This is a genomic window from Sinorhizobium sp. M4_45 (assembly GCF_002885915.1).
Lineage (GTDB): Bacteria > Pseudomonadota > Alphaproteobacteria > Rhizobiales > Rhizobiaceae > Sinorhizobium > Sinorhizobium meliloti_A.
The window spans coordinates 609,192-631,843 of record NZ_NWVE01000001.1; the positions used below are offsets into that span (position 1 = coordinate 609,192).

At 59.9% G+C, this 22,652-nt stretch carries 27 protein-coding genes; 22 read left to right on the top strand and 5 right to left on the bottom strand.

The features are described 5' to 3' along the window. Positions 1-7: 7 nt before the first annotated feature. Complete coding sequence (locus tag CN933_RS03035; RefSeq protein WP_102761258.1) at positions 8-1,375, top strand: phage portal protein; 1,368 nt, start codon at positions 8-10, stop codon at positions 1,373-1,375. Positions 1,376-1,390: 15 nt separating this feature from the next. Here CN933_RS03035 and CN933_RS03040 read toward each other — a convergent pair whose 3' ends face one another. Next, positions 1,391-1,945, bottom strand: coding sequence for a hypothetical protein (locus CN933_RS03040; protein ID WP_146032652.1), 555 nt, complete (start codon positions 1,943-1,945; stop codon positions 1,391-1,393). Between the two features lie 98 nt (positions 1,946-2,043). Here CN933_RS03040 and CN933_RS03045 point away from each other — a divergent pair, with 98 nt between their 5' ends. The 11 genes from CN933_RS03045 (at position 2,044) to CN933_RS03085 (ending at position 8,612) form a co-directional block, all read left to right on the top strand. Next, positions 2,044-3,189: a DUF2213 domain-containing protein gene (locus tag CN933_RS03045; RefSeq protein ID WP_102761260.1), complete on the top strand. Its 1,146-nt coding sequence runs from the start codon at positions 2,044-2,046 to the stop codon at positions 3,187-3,189. 12 nt (positions 3,190-3,201) lie between these two features. Continuing rightward, positions 3,202-3,672 carry a structural cement protein Gp24 gene (locus CN933_RS03050; protein WP_017265451.1) on the top strand — a complete coding sequence of 157 codons (471 nt, stop codon included), beginning with the start codon at positions 3,202-3,204 and terminating at the stop codon, positions 3,670-3,672. Between the two features lie 25 nt (positions 3,673-3,697). After that, positions 3,698-4,675, top strand: coding sequence for a DUF2184 domain-containing protein (locus CN933_RS03055; protein ID WP_102761261.1), 978 nt, complete (start codon positions 3,698-3,700; stop codon positions 4,673-4,675). 14 nt (positions 4,676-4,689) lie between these two features. Next, positions 4,690-5,031 (top strand): hypothetical protein, encoded by a 342-nt coding sequence (locus CN933_RS03060; protein WP_102761262.1) that lies wholly within the window; start codon positions 4,690-4,692, stop codon positions 5,029-5,031. Between the two features lie 51 nt (positions 5,032-5,082). Beyond that, complete coding sequence (locus CN933_RS03065; protein WP_102761263.1) at positions 5,083-5,577, top strand: DnaT-like ssDNA-binding protein; 495 nt, start codon at positions 5,083-5,085, stop codon at positions 5,575-5,577. Beyond that, positions 5,577-5,939: a hypothetical protein gene (locus CN933_RS03070; protein ID WP_102761264.1), complete on the top strand. Its 363-nt coding sequence runs from the start codon at positions 5,577-5,579 to the stop codon at positions 5,937-5,939. The genes CN933_RS03065 and CN933_RS03070 overlap by 1 nt, the downstream gene beginning before the upstream one ends. Positions 5,940-6,591: 652 nt before the next feature. Further along, positions 6,592-6,753, top strand: coding sequence for a hypothetical protein (locus tag CN933_RS31440; protein ID WP_180980687.1), 162 nt, complete (start codon positions 6,592-6,594; stop codon positions 6,751-6,753). Positions 6,754-6,764: 11 nt separating this feature from the next. Beyond that, positions 6,765-6,929 (top strand): hypothetical protein, encoded by a 165-nt coding sequence (locus tag CN933_RS31445; protein WP_180980688.1) that lies wholly within the window; start codon positions 6,765-6,767, stop codon positions 6,927-6,929. Beyond that, complete coding sequence (locus CN933_RS03075; RefSeq protein ID WP_102761265.1) at positions 6,929-7,132, top strand: hypothetical protein; 204 nt, start codon at positions 6,929-6,931, stop codon at positions 7,130-7,132. Before CN933_RS31445 ends, CN933_RS03075 begins: the two co-directional genes overlap by 1 nt. Further along, positions 7,129-8,166: a phage minor head protein gene (locus CN933_RS03080; protein ID WP_102761266.1), complete on the top strand. Its 1,038-nt coding sequence runs from the start codon at positions 7,129-7,131 to the stop codon at positions 8,164-8,166. The genes CN933_RS03075 and CN933_RS03080 overlap by 4 nt, the downstream gene beginning before the upstream one ends. Continuing rightward, positions 8,166-8,612 (top strand): hypothetical protein, encoded by a 447-nt coding sequence (locus tag CN933_RS03085; protein ID WP_102761267.1) that lies wholly within the window; start codon positions 8,166-8,168, stop codon positions 8,610-8,612. Before CN933_RS03080 ends, CN933_RS03085 begins: the two co-directional genes overlap by 1 nt. Here CN933_RS03085 and CN933_RS03090 read toward each other — a convergent pair. Further along, a complete protein-coding gene (locus CN933_RS03090) occupies positions 8,590-8,814 on the bottom strand; it encodes a hypothetical protein (protein WP_102761268.1) in 225 nt (74 codons plus the stop codon). The two genes, CN933_RS03085 and CN933_RS03090, sit on opposite strands and share 23 nt — an antisense overlap. On the opposite strand from CN933_RS03090, the gene CN933_RS03095 reads away from it, so the two are divergent. The 10 genes from CN933_RS03095 to CN933_RS31450 all read left to right on the top strand — a co-directional run bounded on the left by CN933_RS03095 (position 8,813) and on the right by CN933_RS31450 (position 19,109). After that, positions 8,813-9,229, top strand: a complete 417-nt coding sequence (locus CN933_RS03095) for a phage tail terminator-like protein (RefSeq protein WP_102761269.1) — start codon at positions 8,813-8,815, stop codon at positions 9,227-9,229. The genes CN933_RS03090 and CN933_RS03095 overlap by 2 nt on opposite strands. A gap of 15 nt (positions 9,230-9,244) precedes the next feature. Further along, complete coding sequence (locus CN933_RS03100; RefSeq protein WP_088217708.1) at positions 9,245-9,733, top strand: hypothetical protein; 489 nt, start codon at positions 9,245-9,247, stop codon at positions 9,731-9,733. Between the two features lie 8 nt (positions 9,734-9,741). Then, positions 9,742-10,116, top strand: coding sequence for a hypothetical protein (locus CN933_RS03105; protein WP_102761270.1), 375 nt, complete (start codon positions 9,742-9,744; stop codon positions 10,114-10,116). A 68-nt stretch (positions 10,117-10,184) separates the two neighbouring features. After that, entirely contained in the window at positions 10,185-10,505 is a 321-nt protein-coding gene (locus CN933_RS03110; protein ID WP_127520912.1) for a phage tail assembly chaperone, read from the top strand. A gap of 11 nt (positions 10,506-10,516) precedes the next feature. Continuing rightward, a complete protein-coding gene (locus CN933_RS03115; protein WP_210204013.1) occupies positions 10,517-12,490 on the top strand; it encodes a phage tail length tape measure family protein in 1,974 nt (657 codons plus the stop codon). Positions 12,491-12,493: 3 nt separating this feature from the next. Further along, positions 12,494-13,228, top strand: a complete 735-nt coding sequence (locus CN933_RS03120) for a hypothetical protein (protein WP_102761272.1) — start codon at positions 12,494-12,496, stop codon at positions 13,226-13,228. Further along, positions 13,228-13,827: a hypothetical protein gene (locus CN933_RS03125; RefSeq protein WP_102761273.1), complete on the top strand. Its 600-nt coding sequence runs from the start codon at positions 13,228-13,230 to the stop codon at positions 13,825-13,827. The genes CN933_RS03120 and CN933_RS03125 overlap by 1 nt, the downstream gene beginning before the upstream one ends. Positions 13,828-13,835: 8 nt before the next feature. Beyond that, complete coding sequence (locus tag CN933_RS03130; protein WP_102761274.1) at positions 13,836-14,255, top strand: DUF6950 family protein; 420 nt, start codon at positions 13,836-13,838, stop codon at positions 14,253-14,255. Then, positions 14,252-16,459 carry a phage tail protein gene (locus CN933_RS03135; protein WP_102761275.1) on the top strand — a complete coding sequence of 736 codons (2,208 nt, stop codon included), beginning with the start codon at positions 14,252-14,254 and terminating at the stop codon, positions 16,457-16,459. Before CN933_RS03130 ends, CN933_RS03135 begins: the two co-directional genes overlap by 4 nt. 67 nt (positions 16,460-16,526) lie before the next feature. Beyond that, on the top strand, positions 16,527-19,109 hold the full coding sequence (locus CN933_RS31450) for a hypothetical protein (RefSeq protein ID WP_180980689.1): 2,583 nt from the start codon (positions 16,527-16,529) through the stop codon (positions 19,107-19,109). A gap of 10 nt (positions 19,110-19,119) precedes the next feature. On the opposite strand, the gene CN933_RS03145 is transcribed toward CN933_RS31450, so the two are convergent. The 3 genes from CN933_RS03145 to CN933_RS03160 form a co-directional block, all read right to left on the bottom strand. Next, the gene (locus CN933_RS03145; RefSeq protein WP_180980690.1) at positions 19,120-19,890 is read right to left on the bottom strand and encodes an FkbM family methyltransferase; all 771 of its coding nucleotides are present in this window, start codon (positions 19,888-19,890) and stop codon (positions 19,120-19,122) included. Between the two features lie 415 nt (positions 19,891-20,305). Beyond that, positions 20,306-21,085, bottom strand: a complete 780-nt coding sequence (locus tag CN933_RS03155; RefSeq protein WP_102761329.1) for an FkbM family methyltransferase — start codon at positions 21,083-21,085, stop codon at positions 20,306-20,308. A 140-nt stretch (positions 21,086-21,225) separates the two neighbouring features. Further along, a complete protein-coding gene (locus tag CN933_RS03160; RefSeq protein ID WP_146032654.1) occupies positions 21,226-22,344 on the bottom strand; it encodes a DUF1796 family putative cysteine peptidase in 1,119 nt (372 codons plus the stop codon). Positions 22,345-22,652: the final 308 nt, after the last annotated feature.

Here is a 22,652-nt window from a genome sequence, read left to right on the forward strand (position 1 = left end):
AGCGGACATGGCCAACATCATCGCGTTCGTCCGCGACAGCCTGACAAACATGGTCGCCAGCTTGGGCACCGGCCGGGACAAGGCAGCGGCTAACGTCTATTCGATGCCGATGTTGTCGGACGAGGAGCTGCTCAACGCCTACCGTGGTGCGTGGCTGCCCCGGAAGATCGTCGATATCCCGGCCTTCGACAGCATCCGCGCCTGGCGCGATTGGCAGGCGAAGAAGCCGCAGATCGAGGCAATCGAAGCGGAAGAGAAGCGGCTGAACCTCAAGGGCAAGCTGCTGGAGACCCGCATCAAGGCGCGGCTCTGGGGCGGCGCTGCGATGGTCATCGGTACCGGCGACCAGGACCTGACACAGCCGCTTGACGTCGAGCGCATCGGGAAGGGCGGTCTGAAATACCTCACGGTCATGACGCGGCGCCATCTCACGGCCGGCGAAATCGATCGAGATCCGGCGTCGGAATGGTACGGCAAACCGAAGGTCTACCAGTTGAACTCCGCCGACGGCACCCAGGTCGAAATCCATCCCTCGCGCCTGGTCATCTTCAACGGCAGCCAACAGCCTGACGAGGACATCGTCACCACGACTTATGCCGGCTGGGGCGACAGCGTGCTCTTGTCAGTCGTCGATGCGATCAAGCAGGCCGACGGTACCGCGGCAAACATCGCCAGCCTCGTCTTCGAGGCGAAGGTCAACGTGATCCGCATCCCGGATTTCATGCAGAACCTTGGCGATGAGCGGTACCGGGCGAAGATCCTCGAGCGCTACACGCTCGCAGCCACGGCCAAGGGCATCAACGGCGACCTGCTCCTCGACAAAGAGGAGGAGTACGAGCAGAAGACCGCCAGCTTCGCCACGCTGCCTGATGTGCTGATGTCTTTCCTGCAGATCGTTTCCGGCGCCGCCGACATTCCGGCCACCCGGCTTCTCGGCCAGTCGCCGGCCGGCATGAACGCGACCGGCGAAAGCGACCTGCGCAACTACTACGACCGCTTGCAGGCAATGCAGACCGTCGAGATGACGCCTGCCATGGCGCGCCTCGACGAGTGCATCATTCGCAGCGCGCTCGGCTCCCGCGATCCGGACATCTACTACGAATGGGCACCGCTCTGGGGCATGTCGGAGAAGGAGAAGGCCGACGTCTTCAAGACGAAGGCCGATGCGGCTCGGCAGCTGGTCGGATCCGGCACGGGGCAGGAGATCATCCCGCGCGAAGCCGTTTCCGATGCTCTGGTCAACACGTTCATTGAGGACGGATCACTGCCCGGCCTCGATGCAGCGATTGAGGAATACGGCAAGCTCGCCGAGCAAGAAATCGATCCTACCCAGCACAGCGCGGCTATAGTGGGCGAGGAGATCCGCCGTGCGTGACAAAAGCCGCGACCGTCATTTCTTCACGCACTCGGAATCCAAAGTGAAAGTACCTTCTAACGGTTTGATTTCGTATTTCCGCTTGTATTCGCCCTCGCAAATAACGGCTGAGGCAGTTTCGGTACCGATGACCAATGCGACACCTGCGATTAGAACGTAAGCGATGATCGGAATGGGATCATCCGTCATAATTATCGAGCCGGAGCGTTCACCGGACACCGAATAGACCGCCTTATTAATTTTGTTCTCGCCTGCTTGAAATTGCGCAGTAATGCGCTGCGTGACAACGATGCCCATCTCCTTGGCCGTTGCAAAAGCCATTTCTGTAGTGACTGCTTCGGGTATGTGCACTTCAATTGGTGTCTGGACGCCGTCCGACGCTCGCACGAACGTGCCGCCGATGACGTAAGTGCTGTTCACAGCCTCGAGCTTCGAAGTGGCTCCGACCGCCAGAATCGAAATTTCATCTGAGTCTGAGATGGTGATTTCCGCGGTGCCGAAAGTATTTTCCGCATGCGCAATCGACGCCCAGGAGACGGCGCCGATGAGCGACCAAACCAATGCTCTCATAACGAAGCCCCCCATCTTACCTATGGCTAATATGCTGCCACGACAAGTTGTTGGGGGCAATGTAGCCCTTCCGGGTTACCCTACGAGGCGAGGCAACCATGAAGTTCACAGACCTTGCGCCGATCGCGGGCACGCGACGGACCGCCGACGGCTACCTTGTTGCTGACGTGCGCACCGCGCGCACTGGCATCCAGCTCTATGCCGGTCATGAGGTCGGCAAGCCGGAAATGGCAACGGTAAAGGTCTACCGTCCTGAGGATCAGGTCTTTGATAAGGACAGCCTCGGCAGCTACGCGCACAAGCCGGTGACGAACGATCATCCGGACGAGGCGGTGACGGCCGAGAACTGGAAAGCGCTTTCCGTCGGCCAGATCGGCGACGAGGTCGCCCGCGACGGTGAATTCGTCCGCGTCCCGCTCATAGTCATGGACGGCGCCACCATCGGCGACATCGAGGGCGGCAAGCGTGAGCTTTCCGCCGGCTACACCTGCGATCTCGCATGGGAACCGGGCACGACGCCCGAGGGCGAGAAGTACGACGCCATCCAGAAGGATATCCGGATCAACCACGTCGCCATCGTGCAGCGCGGACGCGCCGGATCAGAAGCTCGCATCGGCGACGGTGTGAGGTCGTGGGGCGCTGCCCCGTTCACCAGTGATCAGAAACCGAAAGAGGACAAGATCATGACCCTGAAGACGGTTACCGTCGATGGCATCCCGGTTGAAGTAACCGACCAGGGTGCCACGGTGATCGGCACGCTGCAGCAGCGCCTTGCCGACGCCAACACCAAGTTCGCCGACGCCGAGAAGGCCCATCAGACGGCTCTGGCCGCCAAGGATGCCGAGCTGGCGAAGAAGGATGCTGAGCTCGATGCTCTGAAAGGCAAGATCCTTTCCGACGCCGATCTCGACAAGCGCGTCCAGGCCCGTGCTGATCTCATCACCAAGGCGCATGCGATCGCCAAGGACGTGAAGACCGAAGGTCTCTCGGATGCGGCGATTCGCAAGGCTGTCGTCGTCGCCAAGCTCGGCGATGCTGCCATCGCCGACAAGTCGGAGGCCTACATCGACGCTCGCTTCGACATGCTCGTCGAGGACGCCAGCAAGAACGGCTCCGATCCGTTCCGCACTGTCGTGCAGAATGGCCTTTCGCAGGTCAGCGACGCCGACAAGGTCGTGACCGACGCCTATTCCCAGATGGTCGCCGACATGAAGGCCGGCAAGACCTCTGCGGCAGCCAACTAAGGAGGCGCTTCAATGGCTACCTACCAGACCACCTATGGCGCGGCTCCCGCGAAGGGGCTTGCAGGCCAGATCGCTTCCGAAGAGAAGTGCAACAAGGTCAGCCGCACTGTCGAGACGGCGGCCGGCATCAAGTTCGGCGCTCCCGCTCAGCGGGGAGCCGGCAATCATGGCGTTGCCATCCTCACCACCGGCGACTTTCTCGGGCTCGCAGTGCTCAATCCCGCGGTACCGCCGAGCGCCAGCAACCCTGACGCCTATCCGCAGTACTTCACCGGCGCCTTCATGACGATGGGCACGATGTACGTCACCGCGGGTGCAACTGTCGCTGCCGGTGACCCGGTCTACTATGTGACCGCCACCGGCCGCTACACGAACACGGACAACACGGGTGCCAACCCCGCAATCCCCGATGCCTTCTTCGAAGAATCGGGCACCGATGGCGCCATCGTCCAGATCAGCCTTGGCCTGCGCCATCAGGCGTAACGGCTCGCGAAAGGAACCCTGAACTATGAACCAGATCATCCGTCAGGCCTTCGCTGATGCGCAGGCCGCGTTCCCCTTCGTCATCGCGCAGGGGCGCAACATCGAGACCCGCATCTACCAGCGGCGCTATCCGACCTTCAACTACGGTGCACACGTGCCCGTCGTGACGGAAGGGAATGCCTGGGCGATCGGCACGACCTTCTTCACCGTCGATACCGCAGGCGAGGCGAAGTTCCTCTCCGGCGCCGGTACCGACATGCCCTTCAACCAGGCAACGAAGGACATGGCCAGCCATGACTTCGCGATGATCGGCTCCGGCTGGGAGTGGAACCTCGAGGAGGTCAATCAGGCTGCCCTTTACGGCATCGACCTGAACGGCACCAAGGCCATGTCGGCGTCCGACAAGGTCGAGCGCCTGCTCAACTCGGTTGCCATGGTCGGCACGACCGAGAAGAACTGGACCGGCTTTGTCAACGACCCGCAGGTCTCGCGTGTCGACGTTGCCGCGGATGGCGCAGGGGGCGGCGGTTCGTCCACCTTCTGGGTCAACAAGACCAACGACCAGATCCTCCGGGACATCAACGACCTGATCTCCAGCGTCCGCGAGAATACCTCGGAAGTGGAATGGGTCGACACGCTCCGCCTGCCGCCGGAAGCGTTCCGTCTCATCGCTACCCGCCGTCTCGGCGAAGGCGACGGCCTTCTGACCCTCCTGGAGTACATCCGCCGCAACAACGTCTACACGGCGGAAACGGGCCAGCAGCTCGACATCCAGCCGCTCCGCGAGCTCGCCACGGCCTCCCAGGACGGCGGCGGCCGCATGGTCGTGTATCGCCGGGATTCGGAAGTTCTCCGCTTCCACCTGCCGATGCCGCGCCGTGTCCTCCAGCCGCGCCAGAAGTCCATCATGGGCTTCGAAACCGGCATCATCGCCCGTACCGGCGGTACCGAATGGCGTCTGCCCGGTGCTGCCGCCTACGGCGACGAAATCACCGCACCGTAATCGGAGGATCGGTCATGAAGGTCACCAACAACAGCAAAGCGCTGCAGGGCGTCCGCTCGAAGGGGCGGGCGGTCTACATCCAGCCGGGCGAAACCAGAGACGTCGATCTCGAGGGCGTTGATCTCGAAAAGGCCAAGCGCCTTCGCTTCCTCAAGATCGAGGGCGCTTCCAAGGCTGCCGCCAACCAGGACGGCGACGGCCCGAAGACGGCACTGGAAGTGCTCGAAATGGCGAAGGACCAGAACGTGCAGTTCATGTCCTTCAAGTCGGCCGCTAAAAAGCTGCTCGGCGAAAAGACCCCGTCCACCAAGGACGAGATTGTCGCTGCTCTCGAAGAGCTGGCGACGCAGCCCTGACAATCAGCCCGGCGGTAATCTGCCGGGCCTAATCTTGCATCGGAGATCGACATGGCTGGATACGGCACGAACGACGGCTTCACGTCTTACGCAACCGAAGCTGGCTATGTCTTTCCCGATGGCACGACCGATGAACAGAAAACCGCTGCCCGCCAGCGCGGTTCTCTGGTGATCGATCGGTATGAGCCGAAGTTCAGCGGCCGGCGCACCGGCGGGTATGCCCAAGAGCGCGCATGGCCGCGCACCGGCGCGACGACCTACTACGGCGAGGAGATCCCCTCAAACGAAACACCGGTCGCCATCATCAACGCCTCCTACGAGGCGGCATTCCTCGAGCTGACGAACCAGGGGAGCCTTTCGCCCGTCGTCACCGGATCGCAAACGGTGAAGCGCGAGAAGATTGGGCAGCTTGAAGTCGAGTATTCAACCTCTTCGTCAACGGACATCGACAATCTCGTCTCACTCGCCACGCCTGTCGTGACGACGATCGAGGGATTGCTTTGGCCGTTCCTCATGCCGTGCATCCCTGGCGCTCTGGTGGTCTGATGGCGAACCCGATCTATGCACGGATGCAGGCGACGGCGCAGCGCCTGATCGCCAAGTATGGTCAAGCCGGTACGGTCAAGCGCGTGACGCCTCCGGATCCTGTCTACGGCGGCGATCCTGTCGAGACGGCCTATCCGGCCACGCTCGTGCCTATGGCCTATGAGACCCGCTACATCGACGGAACGGTCATTCTCAGCGGGGATATGCAGATTTACATCTCGGCGGTCGGTCTTCCGATCGAGCCGACCGTCGGCGACGTCGTCACCGCCAATGGGAAAGACTACGCCATCATCAACGGCGACCCGAACAAATACGACGGCATCACGCCGGTCGTCTTCATCGTCCAAGGAAGAATCGCATAGGTATATTTTTAGTCGCTGATTTACACCTCCGGTACATGTGATATTGTTTGGTTGTGGGGAGATGAGGGGCTCAATCATATGAGGAAGAAAACAACTATAGCCATTCTGTTGGTGCTAAGCGCAACTTTGTGTTCGTGCGCGATGGGTGGCCACACGGTCACGGGAAATGCCACGGGAGGGACAGTCAGCAACACGGTCAGTGTTGGCGACGTCTGCGCAGGTATGACGGCGAACTGCACGCGCGAGGCGCGGCAAACCTCAGCGTCAACAGCCCAAAGTTCAGCAGCTGCAGAAGGCGCGACAGAATGAAGCTTCGCTTTGTTGTCGTTTCAACCTCACTCATCTTGTGCGGCTGTGTCGCGCAAGGGGGGCAGAGCATCCACGGAGATCCTGAGGGCGGAAGCATAAAAACGAACATCAATTTACCAATCCATGTAACACAAGTGCAGGGCGGGATGGGACGGACGTGTTACAACACGATGAATCGTGCGCCCATGTGCATGATGTATCAACCTGGCTATCAAGGAAGTTCATGCTTCTGTCAGGGCCCCTGGGGACCTGTTCCGGGTGTAATAGGCCCCTAGGTCGGCAATTGAAACGCTTACTCAACAGGCCCGCTTCGGCGGGCCTTTTTCATAGGAAGGATCGCAGCATGAGCGTGCCCGCACAGAACTTCCAGAAACTCATGGAAGCGCCTGCTTCGAAGATATTTGCCGTCCTGGTTGACCTCTACGGACGTGAGATCGCCGACAAAGTCGCCAAGGAAGTCATCAAACCCAGTGTCGGCCCGAAGGTCGACTGGCCCAAGTGGTGAGAGGATCAGTAATGAGCAAGATCAAAGTCGAAGTCGTTAAGCCCTTCGAGCGCTACAAGATCGGCGACAAGCCGGAGCTTACCGCAATCAAAGCGGCCACGCTGGAAAAGATGGGACTGGTGAAGCCGGCCAATCAGACGGCAGAGAAGCAGATCGCCAAAGCGGAGGCCAAGTGATGGCGGACGGATCGATCAAATTCGACATAGAGACAGATCCGAACGTGCATGCCGTTGAGGCCGTTCGCGATCTCGCCGACGTTGTCCCTCCCATTGTTCGGAATGGCGTCAAGGTTGAGATTGAATTCTCCTCGATGCAGTCGGTCGGCATGACCAACACACGGCGCGCGATCACCGTCACCTTTGCTAGGGACGATGCATGACCTTCGACGAGCTGCTCGCCACGTATGAACCGCGCTTGGCGGCTGCGTTTCGTGAGGCAATCGAGGAAATTCGCTCGTCGGTCGTGCTGGCGCGCGTGATCGAGCGTCTTGAGTGCGGCGACGTCAACGGCGCTATTGAGGCAATGCACTTGGAGCCGGAGGCATTCTCGGCTCTTGATGTGGCGTTGACCGAGGCCTTCAACGCCGGCGGCATCAATGCGGTCGGAGAGCTGCCGAACCTGATCGAGCCGAATGGCGCGCGTGTTATCTGGCGTTTCGGCGTTCGCAACCCCGTTGCCGAGGCGATCCTCCGCGACCTGTCGTCGACGATGGTCACGCACATCACCGATGACCAGCGGCAGGGCATCCGCCAGGCGCTGGAGCAGGGGCTTGCCCGCGGGGCCAACCCGAGATCGACGGCGCTCGACGTTGTCGGCCGGCAGAACCGCGTCACCGGCCGCCGAGAAGGCGGCGTGTTAGGCCTGACGCGATACCAGCTCGAGTTTATCGAACGGGCGCGCCTGCATCTTGCTTCCGGCGCCCCGGACCTGATGAACCGGTATTTCGAGCTCAAGACGCGCGACAAGCGTTTCGACCGGACCGTTATGGCTGCGATACGCGCTGGAAAGCCGGTCACCGGAGAAACCCTGACGCGGATCATCGGCAGGCTTCGCGATAAGAACCTGCTTCTCCGCGGGGAAATGCTGGCTCGCACCGAAACCATGATGGCACTCGGCTCCGCGCGCGATGAAGCGATGCGGCAGCAGATCGAGGCCGGGAAGGTCCAGGCCCAGGACGTCAACAAGCGATGGCATTCAGCCGGCGACAACCGGGTGAGGCACACGCACCGCGTTTTGAATGGGCAAGCCGTCGGCATCGATCAAGTATTCCAGAGTCCGAGCGGCGCCATGCTTCGCTATCCGGGCGACCCGCGCGCGCCGATCAGCGAAATATCCGGCTGCCGCTGCTGGTGCGAGTATGACGTCGACTACATCGCTGCAGGCCTGCGGCGCTACCGGGCGAGGGCGGCCTGATGGCAAACCTCAAGTTCAGCGCTCAAATCGCGGCATGGGCTGATAAGGTGCCGGAGGCTGTCGAGGCGGTATTGAAGGAGAGCACGAAGGAAATCGTGCGCGAGATGCAGACGCCTCGCGCCGCCGGCGGCCGGATGAGGGTGGACACCGGGTTCCTCCGGGCTTCGCTCATGGCGTCCACCGCCGCCATGCCATCAATCAACCCGGCTGCCCAGCCGGTCGAGGGCGGGGCCTACACCTATAACGATGGGCAGATCGAAGCGGTGATTGCCGGGGCAGCCATCGGTGACACGCTGTATTTCGGCTACACAGCGGCGTACGCGGGCCACCGCGAGTACGGCGCCAATGGCCAGCCGCCGGATGCGTTCGTTCGTCTTGCTGTCCAGAATTGGGGAATGACGGTCGACCGCACCGCGAAGAAGGTCAAGGCTGCGTTTGGTCTTTGATTGCCCGGTTGCCGTCGCTGCCTTCCTCGGCGGCCATTAGCAGCCCGAGGGACAGCAGCATCAACGACTTCTCGGCGGCGCGTAGGGCCGTCTCAGCGCGAACCGTTTCACCAGTCGCCTGCGCGAGCGTCATCCTCGCATTGGTCAGCAAGTCATGCGCCTGGTTGTCGGTCAGCTTTTCGGACATGAGGAATTGATACATGGCGGTCGGTATCGACGCAATCATCTTCAAGGCGTTGACCGATCATCTACTTACGATGACGCCGGCGCTCCCCATCGCTGCACCTAACGTCGTGTTTCCGGCCGCCGGGCAATCCATGCCGTCGAAGTACCTGGCAGTCTCGTTCCTGCCAAACCAGACGCGGGAAATCACCTTGGGAGACGACCCGCAGCAGAAGCGGGGGCTCTACCAGGTCTCAGTCGTGTTCGCGGTAGGCGTGGGGATCATTGGTGCGCTCGAGACAGTCGAGACCATCATCTCGCTCTTCAAAAACCGTTCGCTGTTTGCTTCTGGCGTGAAGGTCACGATCAGCAGCGAGCCATGGGCATCAGGCCCAATCCAGGAAGGAAACCGGGTCCAGATCCCGGTCACCATCCCATACTACTGTTTTGCCTAGGAAAGGATCCGAACAATGGCAGGCTTGAAGACGACCCTTGCGGGGGCGAAAGTCTACATCAGCACGGCGGCCGTTACGCTGCCACTCAATGCGGCCGGCTTCGGCGCTCTAACCTTCACGGAGATCACGAGCGTGGGCAATCTGGGCGACTATGGCGCCGCCCCGAACATCATCAATTACAACACGCTCGATACTGAGGTCATGTCTAAGGCCAAAGGGGTCGAGGATGCCGGCGAATTGGCGATCGAAGTTGCCCGCATCTTTGACGATCCCGGCCAAATCGCAATCCGCGCCGCTGCGGCCACCAAATTCAACTACGCGATCAAGGTCGAATATGCCGACGCCCCGACGCCGTCCTGGTCGAACACGATCATGTACGCCGCCGGCCCGGTTTCCGGTCCGCAACTGCTCGGCGGCGGCACGGACGATTTCATTCGGGAGTCCTACACGGTCGCCTTCACCGATCAGCGCCCGATCTTCGTTGCCCCTGTCGAAACCCCGTAAGGTGATCAATGGACCTGCTTTCCCTCAACCCAAACACGATCACCATTGACCTGAAGCACCCGGCGACCGGCGCTCCCCTCGGCGTGTCGGTCGAGCTCCAGAGCCTCGAAAGCGATGCGGTAAAGGCCGTGGAGCGCGCCCTGAAGAACAAGGCGCTTCGCGGCGGCCGGAACACTGTCACGGCAGAGAAGATCGAAGACAACACGATTGCTCTCCTGTCGGCCGCAATCGTGTCTTGGACGTTCTCCGGTGATGCCATGCTCGGCGACGACAAGAAGCCGGCCTGCAACGATGCGAACAAGCGTAAGCTGCTCTCCGTGCCCGCCATCGCGAAGCAGATCGACAGCGCACTCGGAGACGAAGCGGCTTTTTTCGGCAGCTAGGCGATGAACTGGCGGCGACCGTCGCCCTCATCGTCAAATACGACACTCCCGGATATGAACTCCGGGGCATGGGCGGGGTAAAGGAAACGCTATCCCGCCGCGAAATGAACGATCGGTTCGGTCAAGGGCATCTCAATCCTGATATCGAGCCGCCGGAAGACGGCGAACACCTGTGGGAATGGTTCTGGCACCTGTCGGGACATCGCCACCAGGGCATGAACGGCCCCCAGCCTCTCACTTATCAGGACGTCGAAACCTGGTCGCGAATGACCGGGACGCTCCTGCTGCGTGAAGAGGTGTTGATCCTGATGCAGATGGACACGGCGTTTCTCAATGCCGTCGCCGACGAGCACGAAGAACAGCGCAAGCGGGCGGAAGCCGACAAGTAACGGAGGATGCTATGGCCGACGTAGCGACCCTTGGCATTGCCGTAGACAGCTCTGGCGTTGAAAAGGGCGCGAAGTCCCTTGACCATCTCACGAACGCTGCCAAGCGCGCGGAGGCGGCTGCTGCTGGCGTATCCGGCGCCACAAAGAACGCGGGGGCCGCTGCGGCGTCCGTATCCGCTGGAGCCGACAGTGCCGCAGCCGCACTCAACCGTGAGAGCGCCGCCGCCACCAAGGCAGCCGGCGCACTGAAGATGCACGCCGCAGCGGCAAACCAGAACGTGCGAGGCATGACGGCCGCATCAATGAACGTCGGGAACCTCGCGGCCCAGTTCCAAGATATCGCTGTGACTTCGGCGATGGCGATGAGCCCGCTGCAGATCGCCCTACAGCAGGGTACGCAGATCAGCGCGGTTCTGGGGCCAATGGGGGCCGCAGGCGCAGTCCAGGCACTCGGGCAAGCCTTCCTCACGGTCCTGTCTCCCGTCAGCCTTGCCACGATTGCCATTGTGGGTCTTTCGGCGGCTGGACTGCAGATGGTGGATTGGCCGGCTTTGGCGGCTTCGGCATTGAACGGTCTTGCATCCGTTCTGCAGACGATCGCCCCCTATGCTGCTATGGCTGCCGCTGGGCTTGCGCTTATCTACGCGCCGGCGGTGATTGGCGGGGTCATCAACCTCATCGCTCTGCTTGGGCGTCTTTCCGTCGCCGCTCTCGGCCTCGCGGCCTCGTTTGCCGCAGCAAACCCGGCTGTCGCCTTCGTGGCCGGCATCACTGCCGCCGTGGTCGCCGCCAACATCTTCCGGGAGGAGTTGGCCCAGATATTCGGCGTCGATATCGTCGAGACCGCCAAGACCGGCGTGAACCTTATCATCGGCTCATTTGTAGCCGCCTTCGAGGACATCAAGTTCGTCTGGGCCCAGCTTCCCAACATCATGGGAGCGGCGATCGTCGGAGCGGCAAACGCAGTCATCGGCGGCATGAACGCCATGATCGGCAAGGCGACTGCGTTGTTGAACGGGTTCATTGCAGAGATCAACGGGATGCTCGGTTCTCTGCCATTCGGGATGGGCGAGGGCGCATCGATCCCGAATATCGGCGACATGTCCGTCGGTATGATCGAAAACAGCTTCGCGAGTGACCTTTCAGGCGCTGTGGACGCGCGAAACACGGCGGTCGGGGCAGCGCTCAGCCGAGACTACCTCGGCGACATGGGCACTGCGATCTCTCAGGGCGCATCCACTGCAGCGGCGAAGTTGAAGGAGGTTGCTGCTGGACTAACCAACGTCGAGGCTGCAGCGGGGAAGGCTGGGGGCTCCGGCAAGAAGGCGGGAGAGGACACCGCTAAGGGGTTCGATACCGCCAAAGAAGCCATGAAGCAGGCCGAAGAGGCAATGGGGTTCGCCAAGGACATCACGAAGGGCTTTATCTCCGATGTTAAATCGGGCTTGAAGAACGGCGAGGGCTTGTGGAAGTCGTTTGCCAATGCTGCCGTGAACGCCCTCGATAAGATCGCCGACAAGCTGCTCGATCAGGCCCTCAACAGTCTGTTCGCGCCAGCAAACGGCGGCGGTGGGCTGCTGGGTAGCATCCTCGGCGGGATCTTCGGCGGTGGGCAGCTCGCAAAAGCGAAAGCGGGCGGAATTGGTCTCTATGCCGATGGCACGGCATCCGCGCGCGCGGGCATGGCGATCGTTGGCGAAGAGGGGCCGGAGGTCGTGCGGTTCCGCGGTGGCGAAAAGGTCATCCCTAACCACCAGCTCAAGGCCGCCAATACCAATCGGAACGGCGGCGGGCACGGCGGCGGCGGTATCGCCGGCGTCCGCGTTTATGTCGATCAAGACGGTAACTGGCAGGCGAAGGTTGAAAACATCGCGCGCGGCGCTGCCTCGCAGGTCAGCGCCAACAACTTCGCGCAATACAACGAACAGCAGCGCCGGGTCGGCTTCGGGGAAACGCAGAAGCGCTTCGTTGCACAGAAAGGCTGATGGATGGCAATTTACACCGGTCAGCCCACCGTACCGATCATGTATCTACGGCCGACTCGGGCGAGTTTCGACAATCCCGGGTCGGCGCTCGACGGAGGCGTCAACGGCATCGGCGAATCCATCAGCATTGAGACCAGCGGCGGCGGCATCGTTACTGCGACGTATGAGGAATGCGTCTTGCTTGGAGACGACACCGAGCGTCACGAGGTGATCAACTGGCTCGGGGCACGAGGGAACGGCGGCTATCGCTTCTTCAACGTCCCCATCATCAATGACGGGATCGGACCATTTCCGGTCATCGACGGCAAGAAGCGGCCGATCATCAAGGGCATACCCCATTCCGACGGATCGTTCTTTTCGGACGGGTCGGGCTACAGCCAGGCGGCTGTTTACGGCGAGGTGACCGAAGCGGCGGGCCTCGGAGCCGGGATCCTGAAAATGCGTGTCTACGGCGCCGCACGGCCGCTGCGCTGGTCGGATTGGTTCTCGATCTATCATCCAACAAAGGGCTGGCGCGCTTACCGGTATTGGGAGGTGATCTCAAAGACCAATGAGGTCAACCCGGTCTATACCCTCGCCATCGCCCCGCCTCTGCGCGAGGCGGTAACGGCCGGCACCCGCGTCGAGCTCGCGCGCCCGATCTGTTGCATGAAATTCCCGCGCGGCTTCACGTTGCCCTGGGACTACTCTGGCTTTTACGAGTCCCGGCCGACGCTTCGGTTCACGGAGGCGTTCTGATGGAGTTCGTCCCCGCACACATCATCGAGGAGATGCGCGGCAGCCATCAGCTTGGCATCTTCCTCAGGGTCGACACGGATCCTGCCTTGCATCTCTGGTTCGGTATCAATGACATCCCGGCCAACTTCGACAGCATCGACCCGACAGGGACGGTCTATCTTGGTGGCGGCCGTCTGATCGGCGTGCCAACGCTCGAGGTGCTGGTCAACGGTACCGCCGACAGCGTCGAGTTCACTCTTTCCGGGCTCGACCCGACAACATCGGCGAAGATGCTCGACAGCCTGCCGCCAGTGCGCGGCGCGGCAGTCCAGATGGGCCTGACGACGCTCGATCGGTATTTCCAGCCGATGAGCAGCATTATCCCGATCTGGACCGGGACCGCCTCTCACACCGGGGAGGTGAGCCCACCAGTCGAGGAGGGCGACAGCCCGAGCATCACGCTTTCTCTTGCCGTCGTGACGGGCGAGGCGACCCGTTCCCGTGGCGCGCGGTCGGTCTGGTCGTCTCCGCATCAGAAGGCGATTTCGCCAACCGATAAGTTCTGCGACGGCGTCAGCCGGCTTGCCAGGGGCGTTCAGCCAGTCTGGCCGAATTTCTAAGGACTGCCATGACCTTGCAGGAATTTCTTAGCCTGCCGCACCAGTTCCGGTGGGGCGGGGTTGCTGGCGATGATTGCACGACCTTCTGCGGGACTTGGCTGCGCGAAAGCGTCGGCGTAGATCCCGCGGCGGCTTATCGCGGCACATACAGCACGGCCGAAGGCGCTCACGACATTCTGGCCCGGGCCGGCGGCCTCGTGGCGTTCGCCGCGGCGGCGCTTGAGCCCCTCGGCTTCATCCGCACCGAAGATCCGCTCGATGGCGACGTCGGCGTCGTGCTCGCGCCTTCCGGAATGGCCGGGGTCAAGGAAGTCTGCGCCGTCCGTTTCGGGCCTCTCTGGGCCCTGCTGGCGCCATCCGGCGTCATCGCCAAGAAACTTGATCACGTTGCAGCCTGGCGCGCGCCGGATGGAGATCGAAACGAATGAGTTTCCATCACCGCATGATGCTGCAGCGCTATGGGCTGGGCTGCACGACGTCGCTTTACAGCGAAGTTCTGTTTGATCCGATCTTTACGCCGATCTTCACGGCTGTGCTGGGGACCGGCGGCTTCGCAATCGGCGCATCGACGATCACTTACGCTTCGCTCGCGTCGGCAATCGCAACGACGGCGATCTCGATCGGGCTGCAGGCGCTTCTGGCACAAGCACCGAAGCCGCCGAAGCCGGAAGACGGAAGGGCGCCGCTCAACCAGGCGATACCGTATCGGATCTATGCCGTCGGCCGCACCCGCGTTGCCGGCGCCCGCATGATGTGGGAGGCGAAGGGCTCCAACCTATATTCGGTGCAGGCCATCGCCGGCCACCGCATCAAGTCGTTCAACCGGTTCTATCTGAACGATGATGAGGTGACGGTCGTCGACAACGTCGTTCAGCCGCTGACGACGGGCGGCCGGTACGGCGCGGGCTCCGCGAACGTCAGGCTGTACACCCGCCTCGGCGCGAACCCCGAAACGCCCTATGCCGAGCTCGTCTCCGCACTGGGCGCGGATGGCATCTGGACCAACGATCACCGCGGAGACGGCCAGGCGTCGCTCGCCATGCGGGCGCACAATGCAGACGCGCAGGATCAGCAGACGGCGTTTCCTTACGGGGCGCCGTCGCCTTCTGTTGAGATCGATGGAGCCTATTGCTGGGACTTCCGTGACCCGGCGCAGGATCCGGCAGATCAGAGCACATGGACGTGGACCCGCAATGCGGCCATCATCTTGGCTTGGCATCTCTGCTTCAACGAGTTCGGATTCGGTCTCGACTACCGGAAGGCGCTGCTACCAGTCCTCGACCTCTGGAAAGAGGACGCGGATATCTGCGACGAGGACATTCCTCTCGCCGGCGGCGGAACCGAGAAGCGGTATCAGTGCAATGGCTGGGATACGACCGAGAACGGCCCGAAGTCTGGCCTGAACGCCATCCTCGCCACCTGCGACGGCCACCTGGTCGCCCGCGGCGACGGTGCCCGCATTCTGACCGTCGGAAAGTTCCGCGAAAGCAGGACCGCCACGCTGACCGATGCCGATATCGTCGGCCACAACGTTCAATACGGTGTTCTCTTCGAGGACGAGTGCAACCGCCTCGTCCCGAAATTCACCTATCCGGCGACGAACTACACGAGCTGCGATACCGACTTCTTCGAGGACACGGACGCGCAAATCGCCGCCGGCCGCGTCCTGACCATGGAGGGCACCTACGAGTGGTGCCACCAGTGGCGGCAAGCTCGTCGCCTCGGCAAGCGGGATTGGCTGCGCCAGCGCCAGGAGGTCAAGGGCAGCCTCGACGTCCGGCTCTCCGGCATCAATGCCGTCTATGCGCGGTGGGTCCGGCTCGATACGCCCAAGCGGCTGCCGAAGCTGGACGGGAAACTGATCGAAAACCGCCGCTCCATCGTCGCCCTCACAAAGGGCGGCTTCACGATGGACTTCATCGAGCATCCCGACGGCATCGACGACTGGAACCCGGCGACGGAAGAGGGGCAGCAGCCGCCGGTACCGCCCGCGCCGAACGCCTCGGAGATCTCGACGCCCGTTGTCAACCTCATTCAGGCAAAGGCGAACGGCGGTAGTGTCTACATCCGAGTCGTGGTCATCGACCCAGAGGACGGTAGCTATACGCCGGTCGTTCGCTACAGGGTGGCTGACGCAGACGGATTGGGAACTCCCGGTGCATGGGTGGAGCAGCGGAACCCAAGCGCGAATCCTTCGGGAGGATATATCAATCTTTCCACAGGGAATGTCCCCGTCGATGAAGTCTTGGACATCCAAGTCGCATTCATCGCATCCAACAGAAGGTATTCCAATTGGTCGGTAACGGAGACAGTTACCTCGACGGCTTATCCGAATCCTCCTGAAGAGGTGACGGACGTAAGCGCGACAGGGAGCGTGAACCCAGGCGAGGCTGTCTTCCAATGGACTTCCCCGAATGATGAAACCTACGAGGGCGCTCGCGCCTATTGGAACACCGTAAACTCCTTCACCGACGCCACGCTTTTCGGAACGAAGTACAGCGGCCCCGATGTCGTCAATCACTATCGCCTTACCGGCATCTCGGCGGGCACTCGCTACGGCTTTGTCGTGTCGGTAAATCCGTCAAATGTTCCGGGCGATCCGGTCCCGACCGGGCCATTCACCGTCTCCTGACACCCCTAAGTCGCAAACCTGTCCACGGCCCCGGTTCAACTCGGGGCGTTTTCGCATGGGAAAAATCATGGTCGAACTTGCCGCAAACATTTGGGCCGACGGTCCTTCGTCTGATCCGTATGAGCCGAAGAAGGAACAAATCCGCGCGTGGGGGGCGTGGGTCGAAGGGATCATCACGGCATTTACCTCGTCCGGCGGCCTGATCTATTCCAGCAAGACGGCACTCGATGCAGATTTGTCGAAGGCTGCCAACAGCATGGCGTGGGTCATTGGAGATCCCGTTGCTGCGAACAATGGCGTCTACGGCAAAGTAGGCGCCTCGGGAACGGGTTCTTGGACGCGGCGCAGCGATCTGCCCTTCAGTTTCATCATCGCATCCGATGCCGGCGCCGGCACGCCAAACGCCATTCAGGCGACGACCGCCATTCCGGTCAGCGGCTCCGCGCTGATCTGGATGAACGTTGCGGATACGAACACCACAACTCCGGTCACGGTCAGCTTCAACGGCGGCTCTGCGTTGACGATCAAGAGTAACAGCGGTGAGGACGTCGAAGTCGGCGGCCTTCAGTCGGGCATGATCCTACTCGGCGTTGTATCTGGCAGCACCTTCCGTCTGTTCAGCGATGAAACCATTGCTGCGAAACTGTACGCGGCGCGTGATGCCGCAGTGGCTGCGCAGGCTGCTGCGGAGGCGGCTGAAGCGGCGGCCGAAGCGGCACGCGACATCGCGCTTGACGCTGCTGGAGACACCGTTGCGCAGGGCAGCGTTCCGATCTTCAACAGCCGGGACACGGCGGCAACCTTCAACCTCGTGGCCTTCAGCACTGTGATCGTGAACAAATGGTCCAGCGCGTCCGCGGTCGCTCCAGCGCATTACGTGAAAGTTGCGCAGCCGGGCAATGTCGAGCCAACGTCGCCGGCCAAGTTCCAGAGCGCCGATGGCTACTGGTTTGCCCTTGATGAGGATTGGCCGTCTGATTTGATGTTTGGCGATGGGACGGCGGCTATCGATCGAGCAGCGGCGCACGGAACACTGTGCCTGAAAATTAGCAAGCGCTCGACCTACAGCATCACAGCCAACTATTCGACGCCTGTCGACATGGTACTGGATTTCGAGCGCGGTGCTTATTTCACGGTAGATGCTGCGGCGGAACTCTACGTTCGGGGCATCGTCTCGGCTTACGATGACGACCACATTTGGCGCGGTACGGGTGCTGTAAAGGGTCTGACGTATGCGACAACTGCCCATTTCGGCATGGTCAATAACTACAATGCCAGCACGGGAACGGGGGCCGATTGCGCCCCGATGCTCCAAAGGGCGATCAATGCCTTGGCCAATTCAAGCCTTGACGATCGGGTGAACAAGTGGCGAAGCACCTTCAAGGCTCTTTCCGGCCAATTTCTCTTGGGCAGCACGGTGCAGGTGCCGATAGATGAGCACCATGGTATCAGGTTTATTGGGGCCGGCACTGAGATTGATGGTACGCGGTTTTGGAGTACCCACGCTGGCATTTGCCTTCACGTGTTGCGCGGTTCCCTCACCAACGTTTCTGATTTTGAACTTCGCGACTTCTGCCTAGAAAAAGTTAACGGGCACCTTAGTGCCGTAAACGAGGGAACTGGACTAAAACTCGGGGAGGACGATGACACTCTGTCCGGCCTTGGCTATCGTCTGGTTGAAAATGTCCGTGCTGAATATTTCAATACAAATTTCAACTATACGAACGCCAGAAACGTTGTTTTCAAAAGGTGCCGCGCCAGCCAGACGCAGGCAAACAGAAGCAACATGGTTATCCGTTCCCGCAACGACCTGTTTTGCGGCGAGGTCTTTCTAGAGGATTTCGTCTTCGATTACCCGCCTGCCGGAGTTGATGGACCGAACCTTCCGGATTCGTTTAACCTCCAGATTGATGCAGCCGGCACGCAGGGCATCCGCCAAGTTATCATGCGGAATATCAACGGTTACCGTGGTCAGAGTAGCGTTTTCATCCAAGCCCAGGACAACTCTGGTTGCGGGGAAATCGTCTACGACGGGTCCGCTCTCGACGGGTCAAACGGGGAGGCCGACTATACGCAAATGCTTATCTACGCGGGCAATAACGCGATCGTAGATGGGGTTCGCATCTACGGCGGCTACCTGGCTGGGGCAAAGCATGCATTCCGGACGAGCGGTCCTGGCACCGTGAACGGCGTCATGATCATGGCGAACCAGTTTTGGTACATGGCGCGTCAGACGATTCTCTTTCAAGCCGCTCATCACCGTGGAATCAACATCATCGGCAACGATTTCAAGAACGTCGTCGGTACTGCCGACGCAACGGTGGTGGAGGAAGCGATCTATTTTGAAGGTGACGCCAAGGGCATTTCTGTCATGTCCAACAGCGTTAACAACAACACCGCACTCCTGCAATATTTCGTCCGCTTCACGGGCGCATGCGACGAGATTGTCACCTTCGGGAATAGCGGCAACTGGACAGTTGGCGAGGTCTACAAGGATAGCACCGGTCTGCGGTATATTTTCATGAGCGCCGCGGCCCTCGGCAACGTCGTGATTGCCCCTACGTTACTTCCGACATCATCGGCGGGCCTTGGGTCCGGTGCTATTTGGCGCGATAGCGCCGCAGGGAACGTCTTGAAGGTGGTGCCTTAACGGCACCACCCTACGCGACTTGGTTGACGAGATCGAAAATATCGTCGCCGGAACGCATCATGCTGCGCAATGCAGAAATCGCAGCATTAGCCCCTGCGGGGAGGGGCGTAGCCTCACCGTTAGCGGGATTAACGACTGCGAGAGGGCCGACAAATTCGATGATCCCGCGGAGACAATCGACCGGGTCCAATTTTGCGTTTTCGACGATCGCATATTCGTTGAATTCAAAAATAATCGTCGGGCGATGCTTCAAGATTGTCTGAAGGGCTCCTTGGAACACCTGAAGCTCGAAGCCTTCAACGTCGACCTTCATGAAATCGACGCTGTCCAGAGCGGCACCATATACGAAGTCGTCGATGCTCTTCATTTCTACATCGGTGCCGGAACCATCGATTACGATATGATTGGCGTGGGACATATTGTCGTCGAAGAAGAATTTGATCGTCTTGGATTCACTGCCTACTGCAAATGGCTGAGGAGATATTTGCGCCCAACCGTGATTGCGGCCGATGTTAGCGCTCAGGTGATCAAATGTCCTCGGGGATGGCTCAAAGCTCATGATCTTCGAAGCTGGAGCCAGTTCGGCCATTATAAGACTGGCAAGGCCAATGTTCGCTCCGATATCGAGACAAGTCTTCACGTGGCGGGTCTTGATGATGCGGCTCAGAAAGTTAGCTAACCCTCCCAGGTCATGGTCTGGGAGTGCTTTGAAGTATGCATCAGAGGGGTTCCCCTGAACCTCATACAGAGTTTTGTAGGCACGGAATGTACGCGTTTCCATCATTCTCTCTTGTCTTTGGCTGTGCTTCTTGGGGGGGAGCCCATTCAGGCTCCAATTGTGGTGACTTAGCCCAAGACAAATAACTTCGTCGGCTCAGACCATTGGGTCTCGCTTTCACCTATTCCGACAACATTCTTGGAAGGCGTCGACAATGCAGTTCTGAATTTTTTTTCATCCAATGGCTGCAGAGCCACCAGTCCGCTGGGCATCATGACCTCGGCGTCTTGATCGACCGATCTAAGGATCTCTATCAGATTCGAAACCTTCACCGATGGTTCCTCCCATTCAGACGGTAAATGTTCCGCCGAAACTACACATCGCCGTCGATTAGTCCAGCAGCCATAGATCGAAAGATGTTGAGAACGTATCGGCCCCGCGCAGCGGTCGAAAGCGGCATGGCAGCGCATGTCCGGCATCAGCGATGATTGCTGAACAGCCTCATGTGGAACGCCTGACACGCATGGAAGACTTTTGGGGTCCGCGGAGAGAGAGGATGAAGGGCCAGGAACTGCCACGGCATCGTCGTGTCCCACATATCGGGGGTAAAGGGCATTCCAGCGATGGTGTATAGGAAGTAGCCGCGACTGTGGAACAATTCGAAAAACTCGTCTTGCGTGTAGCCGAATAGCTCAGCAGACGTTTGCCTGCCATTTTCGAAGACGATCACCGGGCGATCTTCCGTCATGATGCGTTCGGCCCCCTTTAGCGCATGATATTCCGCGCCTTCAATGTCGAGCTTGATCAGCGAAACATGTCTATCGACAGCATCGTCCAAGGTCGTTGTCGTGACTTCGATTGGAATGTGCTCGCTACCTTGCGCCCGCACGGCGAGTGACGACAGGCCGTGCTCTAAAGGATAGAAGTTGAATGTCATCACTTCTTCGGATCGATGCCAGACCGCCTTGTCTATAAAGCTGATGGTCTCACGTAGTGGATTATTCTTCTTGGCAATTTCCATCATCTGCGGCGCGGCTTCGAATGCGAAGACATGGCCGTTCAGCCCGCATGCTCGCATCAGCGCCCGTGTATGGTCGCCTTTGTTGACGCCGCAGTCCACTGCGCAATCACCGTTCCCCAGAACTGCTGTGTAAATGGCGAATGTAATTTCCTCGAAGAGGTCGCCGAAGCGGTCCCTGTGCACGAAGTATGCGTTTATTCCAAGGGCCTCTTGGAGGTGGTGATCAGATAATTTCATGGAGCCATCTGTCCTCGGCGTGTGCTCAGCCGCCATCTGTTAGATCTTGCAAACGTCGAAACTACACAGTGCCGATGAATAGTCCAGGGTCGATCGATGGTTGAGTCCTCATATCCACGAGTGCCAGATCAGATTTGTAACTACCTGTTCGGCGAGACGACCGCTCCAATCTTGTCAAAGATCGCTCTGTAGTTTTTCTGGCAGAATGGATCTGTTACGGGCTCGAGATGAGGGCCAAGCGGTTCAACGATAATCGTCCCTCGGCTCGCATCGATAATCTTAGCTGATTGCTCCTCGTTCGTGATGATTAGGAGGTCGAGTTTGCGTGGATTGAAACACCTGGCGAATGCTTCGTAGAGCTTTAATGCCATTTCCTCTTTGTCGGGATACGCATGTGGCTCCGCCCTGACCATCAGAACATCGGCGCCGCGCGTGTTTTTTCTGAACCTGTTTAGAATGAACTGAGTTTTTTGCTGCACGTTCTCTATCTGTGAGGCCAGATCATCAATGATCGGGCTCGCCGAGTGGTAGCCGTCACCTGTCCCATGATCGCCTTCCCGCTTGAAGTCGTGGTGGTGCCGAATGCCGTAGTGCCGGCATCGGACGGTTTCCCGAGGATAGGCGCCGTCCAGAATTTCGAGGTTCTCCAGCCGCATAATGTTCGCAAAATCGTCGTCAAGAACTTTGATGGCCGCATCATAGTCGGAGATCCACCAATCGAAGGGTGTTGCCTTCGTCGTCTTGTAGTATTCGCGGATGTTGAAAGCGGGGCCGCACCACGAACCGAGGCTGGCGATCACATCGTAGGAGTTTAGTTGTGGTCCGCTATCGGCCCGTTGTGGAACTGGTAGGGGTGACGACAAGGATCGAGCTTTTTCCGCAGGCTTGGGCCGGCTGAATAGCCGCGACAGCAGGCCTTTAGGCGTTGGTTTCTCGCGAAGCCGAATCGAAGCCTTTCTTAGCCGCTCTTGCAGTTCTCGCTTTTGGCTCCGGTAGTCGGAGATCTGCTGCCGGCTTCTTTGAAGCTCGTGCGTTAGATCAGCGATCCTCTGCTCCAGCATTCTACGCGCTTCCGCGTTGAGGATGGCATCTCTGATGCTCTCCGCCCGAATTGTAGCGAGTTGTTCCGCAAGAGAATCTTGGGCTTGCCCCGAAATCTGATCGGTCAGTGTTTTGTCGCCTGTAGCGACGGGGCGGTAACATTCGTTCATCGGAGGGTAAGCTCTGGTCTCTTGTTGAGGTGCGAGGGAAATATTCATCGCGACCGCACAGTAGCGCAGAAGTGCCCGGCGCTGCAACCCAATGCGTGTGTACTAATGGGCTACTCAACTTCCAGCTAAAATACCATTGGCTACTTTCGCAATTAAATAGAAGCCAATCGAGAAATGAAACCCCGCTTTGGGGTGGGTTTTTTATTGCCCTAGGGCAGACACATCCTCCCAAACAGCAAGGTGACAATGGCTCGGGAAACTCTTCCCGTCGCCCTCGAACTCTTGTTCGGGGGATGAGGGCGGCTTTGCGCTTGCCTGTGTCAGACGAACTCCGGGCGAGGCCCGGTCGCAGGAGG

Excerpts from the sequence above, each read along its gene's own strand:
- CN933_RS03035 (WP_102761258.1), top strand. The coding sequence starts at position 8 with ATGGCCAACATCATCGCGTTCGTCCGCGACAGCCTGACAAACATGGTC.
- CN933_RS03040 (WP_146032652.1), bottom strand. The coding sequence starts at position 1,945 with ATGAGAGCATTGGTTTGGTCGCTCATCGGCGCCGTCTCCTGGGCGTCG.
- CN933_RS03045 (WP_102761260.1), top strand. The coding sequence starts at position 2,044 with ATGAAGTTCACAGACCTTGCGCCGATCGCGGGCACGCGACGGACCGCC.
- CN933_RS03050 (WP_017265451.1), top strand. The coding sequence starts at position 3,202 with ATGGCTACCTACCAGACCACCTATGGCGCGGCTCCCGCGAAGGGGCTT.
- CN933_RS03055 (WP_102761261.1), top strand. The coding sequence starts at position 3,698 with ATGAACCAGATCATCCGTCAGGCCTTCGCTGATGCGCAGGCCGCGTTC.
- CN933_RS03060 (WP_102761262.1), top strand. The coding sequence starts at position 4,690 with ATGAAGGTCACCAACAACAGCAAAGCGCTGCAGGGCGTCCGCTCGAAG.
- CN933_RS03065 (WP_102761263.1), top strand. The coding sequence starts at position 5,083 with ATGGCTGGATACGGCACGAACGACGGCTTCACGTCTTACGCAACCGAA.
- CN933_RS03070 (WP_102761264.1), top strand. The coding sequence starts at position 5,577 with ATGGCGAACCCGATCTATGCACGGATGCAGGCGACGGCGCAGCGCCTG.
- CN933_RS31440 (WP_180980687.1), top strand. The coding sequence starts at position 6,592 with ATGAGCGTGCCCGCACAGAACTTCCAGAAACTCATGGAAGCGCCTGCT.
- CN933_RS31445 (WP_180980688.1), top strand. The coding sequence starts at position 6,765 with ATGAGCAAGATCAAAGTCGAAGTCGTTAAGCCCTTCGAGCGCTACAAG.
- CN933_RS03075 (WP_102761265.1), top strand. The coding sequence starts at position 6,929 with ATGGCGGACGGATCGATCAAATTCGACATAGAGACAGATCCGAACGTG.
- CN933_RS03080 (WP_102761266.1), top strand. The coding sequence starts at position 7,129 with ATGACCTTCGACGAGCTGCTCGCCACGTATGAACCGCGCTTGGCGGCT.
- CN933_RS03085 (WP_102761267.1), top strand. The coding sequence starts at position 8,166 with ATGGCAAACCTCAAGTTCAGCGCTCAAATCGCGGCATGGGCTGATAAG.
- CN933_RS03095 (WP_102761269.1), top strand. The coding sequence starts at position 8,813 with ATGGCGGTCGGTATCGACGCAATCATCTTCAAGGCGTTGACCGATCAT.
- CN933_RS03090 (WP_102761268.1), bottom strand. The coding sequence starts at position 8,814 with ATGTATCAATTCCTCATGTCCGAAAAGCTGACCGACAACCAGGCGCAT.
- CN933_RS03100 (WP_088217708.1), top strand. The coding sequence starts at position 9,245 with ATGGCAGGCTTGAAGACGACCCTTGCGGGGGCGAAAGTCTACATCAGC.
- CN933_RS03105 (WP_102761270.1), top strand. The coding sequence starts at position 9,742 with ATGGACCTGCTTTCCCTCAACCCAAACACGATCACCATTGACCTGAAG.
- CN933_RS03110 (WP_127520912.1), top strand. The coding sequence starts at position 10,185 with ATGGGCGGGGTAAAGGAAACGCTATCCCGCCGCGAAATGAACGATCGG.
- CN933_RS03115 (WP_210204013.1), top strand. The coding sequence starts at position 10,517 with ATGGCCGACGTAGCGACCCTTGGCATTGCCGTAGACAGCTCTGGCGTT.
- CN933_RS03120 (WP_102761272.1), top strand. The coding sequence starts at position 12,494 with ATGGCAATTTACACCGGTCAGCCCACCGTACCGATCATGTATCTACGG.
- CN933_RS03125 (WP_102761273.1), top strand. The coding sequence starts at position 13,228 with ATGGAGTTCGTCCCCGCACACATCATCGAGGAGATGCGCGGCAGCCAT.
- CN933_RS03130 (WP_102761274.1), top strand. The coding sequence starts at position 13,836 with ATGACCTTGCAGGAATTTCTTAGCCTGCCGCACCAGTTCCGGTGGGGC.
- CN933_RS03135 (WP_102761275.1), top strand. The coding sequence starts at position 14,252 with ATGAGTTTCCATCACCGCATGATGCTGCAGCGCTATGGGCTGGGCTGC.
- CN933_RS31450 (WP_180980689.1), top strand. The coding sequence starts at position 16,527 with ATGGTCGAACTTGCCGCAAACATTTGGGCCGACGGTCCTTCGTCTGAT.
- CN933_RS03145 (WP_180980690.1), bottom strand. The coding sequence starts at position 19,890 with ATGGAAACGCGTACATTCCGTGCCTACAAAACTCTGTATGAGGTTCAG.
- CN933_RS03155 (WP_102761329.1), bottom strand. The coding sequence starts at position 21,085 with ATGAAATTATCTGATCACCACCTCCAAGAGGCCCTTGGAATAAACGCA.
- CN933_RS03160 (WP_146032654.1), bottom strand. The coding sequence starts at position 22,344 with ATGAATATTTCCCTCGCACCTCAACAAGAGACCAGAGCTTACCCTCCG.